Source organism: Moraxella sp. CTOTU47724, from assembly GCF_032014955.1.
Lineage (GTDB): Bacteria > Pseudomonadota > Gammaproteobacteria > Pseudomonadales > Moraxellaceae > Faucicola > Faucicola tetraodonis.
Map to the genome: position 1 here is coordinate 25,931 of NZ_DALZSV010000026.1, position 6,000 is coordinate 31,930.

Annotated in this window: 3 protein-coding genes; 1 reads left to right on the forward strand and 2 read right to left on the reverse strand. The window is 44.5% G+C overall.

Going from position 1 to position 6,000, the window contains the following annotated elements; translation table 11 throughout:
* Positions 1–105: 105 nt before the first annotated feature.
* Positions 106–918, reverse strand: a complete 813-nt coding sequence (locus RTR63_RS06955) for a M23 family metallopeptidase (RefSeq protein ID WP_099808174.1) — start codon at positions 916–918, stop codon at positions 106–108.
* Positions 919–1,180: 262 nt separating this feature from the next.
* The gene (locus RTR63_RS06960) at positions 1,181–2,503 is read right to left on the reverse strand and encodes an MFS transporter (RefSeq protein ID WP_312523428.1); all 1,323 of its coding nucleotides are present in this window, start codon (positions 2,501–2,503) and stop codon (positions 1,181–1,183) included.
* A gap of 129 nt (positions 2,504–2,632) precedes the next feature.
* Here RTR63_RS06960 and RTR63_RS06965 point away from each other — a divergent pair, with 129 nt between their 5' ends.
* Positions 2,633–5,929 (forward strand): autotransporter assembly complex protein TamA, encoded by a 3,297-nt coding sequence (locus tag RTR63_RS06965; RefSeq protein ID WP_312523430.1) that lies wholly within the window; start codon positions 2,633–2,635, stop codon positions 5,927–5,929.
* Positions 5,930–6,000: the final 71 nt, after the last annotated feature.

The following is a 6,000-nucleotide window of genomic DNA, read 5'->3' on the forward strand; positions in this document are numbered from 1 at the left end:
TTCTCACCGATAATCACGCTGACAAAAAAAGCCAATCGTCATGAATTGGCTTTTTTATTGCGATTATTTTAAATAACTGCTTGATTATTTTAAATAACTGCTTGATTATTTTAAATAACTGGCAGGATTGACTGGCGTGCCACGATAACGGATTTGGAACTCTACGGCAGGTTGATTCAAATTATTGTCGGTTCCAACGGTACCGATGGTTTGACCTGCTTGCACCGTTTGGCGCTCTTGTACAGCAAAACTTCCCAAATGCGCGTAGGCACTAATGTAGTCGCTGTTGTGCTGAATCAGTATCAATTTGCCATATTCTGGCAAATCACTACCGACATACAGCACCGTACCTGGCTGGCTGGCGACAACATTTGCCCCTGCTTGTCCGCCAAACCACATACCTAGCGTACCTGTTTGCTGGTTAAACGGCCGCAATAGATTGCCATTGGTAGGACGTAACCAACCTTGTGACAAGCTGCTGGTTGGCACGATGACTTGATTTGGCATCGGTAACGGGGTTGATAAGTTATTGGCTTGTCTAGGTGGGTAATAAGTCGGGTTAGACGGGCGGGATGATTGGTTGACCGTCACCGGGCGAATGGTTGTTGGACGATAAGAAGTGGGACTACTTGCTGAGGTTAAAATCAAGCGTTGCCCTGGATAAATGGTATAGTTGCTATCGAGCCCGTTGAGCGCACCAACCCGACGATAATCCAATCCATAAGTGGCGGCGATTTTGCTTAAAGTATCGCCGTTTCTGACAATATAATAGTTGGGCACACCCCGTACATACACAGGGCGCTTATCCACGGTCGCGATCTTCTGTGAAGCGCAAGCGGTCATCAACACCGCCGTACAGGCTATCGCACTAATTTTTACCAGTTTGGGCGTGCACAGTGTTTTATAAGTGGCAAACATAACAGTCATTCCTAGCAAGTGATACAAAAAAAATTACAACAAGTCAGGGTATAGTAACTAACTTTTAACCACTTACAAAGTAACTGAAGTGAACAACAACGTTTCTTTGCCAAACGATAACAAATAGCAACATTTTGGACTCAAATGAAAAAATGGCGCAAAAATCCTTATTTATCCATTGTTTGCCATCCATCCGTTGCCTAGCATTCCTAACTATTTGTGCTAACTGTCTAACGGAGTGATTAAATAGGGCGATAAAGTATTATTCATGGGTCATAATGGGCTTGGCAGGGCTATATTTTTTTAGTTTTAAAAATAACCAGATACCTATGACTAAATTTATCACTCCGACAATCGCAAATAGCATCGGCAGGCTCACGTTAAATACGGTCAAACAAACAATCGAAAAAATCGCCGAACCCACCATAAATACGGCATTTAAAATATTGTTGGCACCGATAATGCGAGCACGGCTTGTTTCAGGTGAATAAGCTTGCATATAAGCGTATAAAGGTACAATATAAATACCGCCTGAAAAACCCAATAAAAACAAATCGACAAACACACGCATAGCACCCTGCGTGGCAAAAATCATACCGATACTATAGTGTGCGTTGTTGGCGAGTGGCGGCAAATGCATCGCTGAAAGCGTGAAATACAAGTCAATCGCAAAAATCGTCAATCCTGCAATCCCAAAGGGCAACAGCTTTAAACTCACTTGGTTTTTGGTCAGCGTTTTACATAGTAGTGAGCCGAGCGCCGTACCGACAGAAAACAGCGTCAATAAAAATATCACGACGCTTTCATCGCCTAGCAAAATAGACTTACTAAATTCAGGTACTTGGGTCAAAAACGTGGCACCATAAAACCAAAACCAACTATTACCCAAAATGGTAAACCACATAATCGGTAAGCGATATAGATTGGCAATGGTTTGCCAGCTAGTACGAAAGATATTCCAGTCGATGGTCAAATCAGGCTGCGGCGCAGTCATGATGGGAATAAACCGAGAAGCCAAGTAGCCCATAATCGCCACAAAAACCGTCACCCCAGATATCCAAAATAGCGGACTGTCCAACTTCATCAACACGCCAGCCAGCATCATCCCTGTCAAAATAGCCAGTGACGTGCCCATTTGAAACAGCCCATTGGCACCCACCAACTCATTGGTGGTCATGGCTTGGGGTAGGTAAGCATATTTGATAGGACCAAAAAACGTCGAATGGGTACCCATCAAAAATAACGCAACAAATAAGAGCGGATAAATCTCAAACACAAACCCAAATGCGGCAACTACCATGATGACGATTTCAAGGATTTTAATCAGCCTTGTCAGCCAAGATTTTTCATATTTATCAGCGATTTGCCCCGCCAAGGCGGAAAACAAAAAAAACGGCAATACAAACAGCATCGCCGCCAGATTGTTGAGCAAACTGACACGCATCCCCAATTTTGCCGCTGCCATAAAGGTCAGTACTAAAATCAAACCTTGCTTAAATACATTGTCATTAAATGCCCCTAAAAACTGGGTGGCAAACATGGCACTAAACCGTTTGTATTTAAAAAGCGCAAATTGGGTACTCATGAGCAATCCTAGAAATGTCTGATGATGCCTATCTTAACAAATATTTTACAAAGGGTTGCGAAAATGTTTGGTTAGTAAAATGTTTATGCTAAAATCGCCTAGTGCTCGCTCAAGGATTTGATTTTTATCATGAAACCAATAAATTTGCTACCCTATCGTCAGTCAACCGCATTGACCGATAACCCGTTTAGTTTTTTTTATGCCATTTCTCCACTATCGTCAAATCCTTGTCCGTCAAATCCTCGTCAAAGCCCCGCCCATTCTAGCGTATCAAATCATTCGCTGTTTCGCTTGACCCCCATACGTTTGGCAATTACCTTGGTTAGTGTAGGTGTAGTGCCTGCTTGGGGGGCACAAACGCCAATAATGCCAGCTACTGTTAGTAGTTCTGCTAATAGCTCAGTTAATACTTTGGCTAACACCTCAGCAACGAATAGCACGCTAACCACTAGCAGCGCAGCGCAGACCACCGCCAATGACAGCAAGGGTAGCACGGCGCAAAATACCACGCCTGCGGCAACTGCGCAAGACAGTATCACTACCGATGCCAATACCGCTCAGCCTTATCTGTATCAACTCAATCAGCAGCGCGTTGAAGATAAAATTGGTCAACAACTCGATAATCAGACATTGGCAGACTTTAATAATTTTAACCAACCTGTGGCGACGTTGAAACAAAACCAACCTAGTGTTGGCTACAGTAAATCATTAGATCAAGCCACGCCGCAGTCGGTTGCCAATCAAATCAACAATAGCAAGCCTGCAAGTGTGAATACTCAATCCCAATCGCATGCCCAAGCCCAATCCCAAGCGCAAGTCACTGAGCAGCTGACCGCCGAAAAACAGAATTTCGACGCGATTAATCAAAAGGTAAGCGAGCAAACCAATTTATCTAATCAAAATATCGCTAACCAAAATATTGCCAATCAGAATCTTAGTAATCAAGGCGTCGCCAATGATGTCAGCAATATCAAATCCACCGACACCATCAATCCCAATGATTACTTGCCCGCCTATCAACAGCAAACAACGGCATTGACCACCCCACAAGCCAACTCAACCGTGACAGCAGAGCCGCAAGGCATCGTAGCGCGCTTGAAGAACAAAATCATTGGTCGCGGCGAAGGGCTCAACTATATTGATATCAGCTTTGCCAATGCAGATGCCAAACTCGAGCCTGCGCGTAATATCAAAGCGGCATTGGAAAAAGTGACCGTCGAATCGGTGTCGGATTTTAATGCCAGTGTAAACAAATTACGCCAAATTGCCAAAGATGCAGCAGAGGCGGTGGGTTTTTATGACACTAAAATTGCTTTTAAGCATTTAGGCAATGACAATATCCAAGTCAGCTTAGAGGTCGGTAAACCCGTCATCGTGCAAAATCGCATCATTGATATCCGTGGTGAAGGCGGAGAAGGCGATAACGCGCTGCCGGTGTATCCTGTGATTGAAAAAGAAATCCCGCCCAAAGAAGGGGATGTGTTCAGTCATGGTATCTATAAAGCCGCAAAGGCCACGATTGAAGGCGTCGCGCAAACCAATGGTTACTTTGATGCCAAATGGCTCAATAGTTCGGTGGATATTATTTTGCCGGACAATACTGCCGATGTTGACCTAATTTATGACACAAAAACTCGCTATCACTTTGATGATGTGAAGATATATAGCATTGATAAGCAAGGCAATTTGACCGATGACCCAGATAAGCTGCCTTTAAAGCCAAAGCTAATGAAAGCATTAATGACGTACCAAAAAGGCGATGCCTACTATCAACCCTTTGTCACCGAATTTACCAACAATTTGACTGCCACCCGTTATTTTAATGGGGTGGATGTGGATGTCATCATGCCATCAGACGAAGCGGCAAGCGATATTGCATTTGAACAATCGGGCTCGGCTACGCTCAGCACTGCCAACAGCAGCAATACCACAGCCGACAATATCGCTGGCACTTCTGATACATCCGCCGCTATTTTACCTACCAATTCAACCGCGCAAAGTCTCGCATCTCAAAGCAATTCAACTCAAAGTAACTCATCTGAACTTCAATCCGCAGGTACTGTCGATAGCACGACGCAAAAAACCGTCAATCAGGTGCAAGACCCCAATGACATCGCGCCGATTCAATTTGAAGTCGATGATTCGACTGAACAACGTCTCAATGCCATCAGCCGAAAAGCCAAAAATTTATTGGCCGCACCCGAAGATATGGAGTTATCACCCGAGGCCGAAAATAAAAGTAAAAATCCGCTGGTGGTCATAGCCAATGCGGTCAGTAAAACGGCAAAAAAACTGGACAAAGACAAAGACTTACCCATTAAACCACGAGAAGACCAAGTCATACCAAAGCTCACGCCACGACAAGTGTATGAAAGAAAGCAAATCCCAACCTATGTGGTACTCAATGCCACCAAGCCCCATGAGGCACAGGTGGGTTTGGGTTATGAAACGGATGTGGGCGTGCGCTTGACCGGTAAATACCAAAACAACTTGGTTAACCGAAGTGGTCTGCAGACTGGGGCATCAGTGGCACTATCCAAAGTCGATCAAGCGGTGGAATTTAATGCCAGCTTGCCCTACAAGCATCCCCTCAACGATAAGCTAACAGGCACAGTCGGCTATCAGCACAAAGAAGTTGATGACCTAGTCAATACCTTTGAAGCAGACACGGTCTATGCCAGTATCGCCCGCAATATTTATCATGATAGTGGTTGGAACCGCACCTATTCACTGCGCTACCGCGGCGATAAATTGACAGTCGACCCTGAAAAATATAGCACCGATAGCTTGCCTTATCCTTTTAACAACTACGCATCGGACTATACCCAACAAGCTTTGTTGGCAGGTTATGCAATCAATAAAACAGTAGCAGACAATATGCTGACGCCAACGTGGGGTTATAGCCAACGTTATTCGCTTGAAGTCGGTGCTAAAGGGGCGCTGAGTGACACCAATATGGCCATTCTGCGTGCGGGTGGTACGGGGATGTATACTTTTGGCAAAGATAACAAACAACAAGTGATCGGGCGGTTGGATTTGGGCTATTTATATAGCGGTGATTTTTATGATGTGCCTTACCGTTCACGCTTTTTTGCCGGCGGTGATTCTAGTATCCGCGGCTACAACACCGATAGTTTAGGACCGACCTATGGTGGCGAAAATTTCTTAGTCGGTGGTGATGCCTTAGCGGTAGGCTCGGCAGAGTATAACTATGAGTTTAGACCGAGTTTTCGGGGCGCTGTGTTTACTGACTTTGGTAATGCGTATGATACAACTGGCGAATATGATAACGCAACGGCGGTCAGTATCGGTACAGGTATCCGCTGGCAATCACCGATAGGCTTGGTACGGCTCGATGTGGCAAAAGGTCTGACAGGGGATAACAACGATGTCCGTTTACATTTCTTTATCGGCTCACCGCTATAATAGTTTGGCTAAAAATTATTGCATTATTTTGTGCAAGGTTTTTAGTTAAGATTTTTGGATAAAACTTTGCT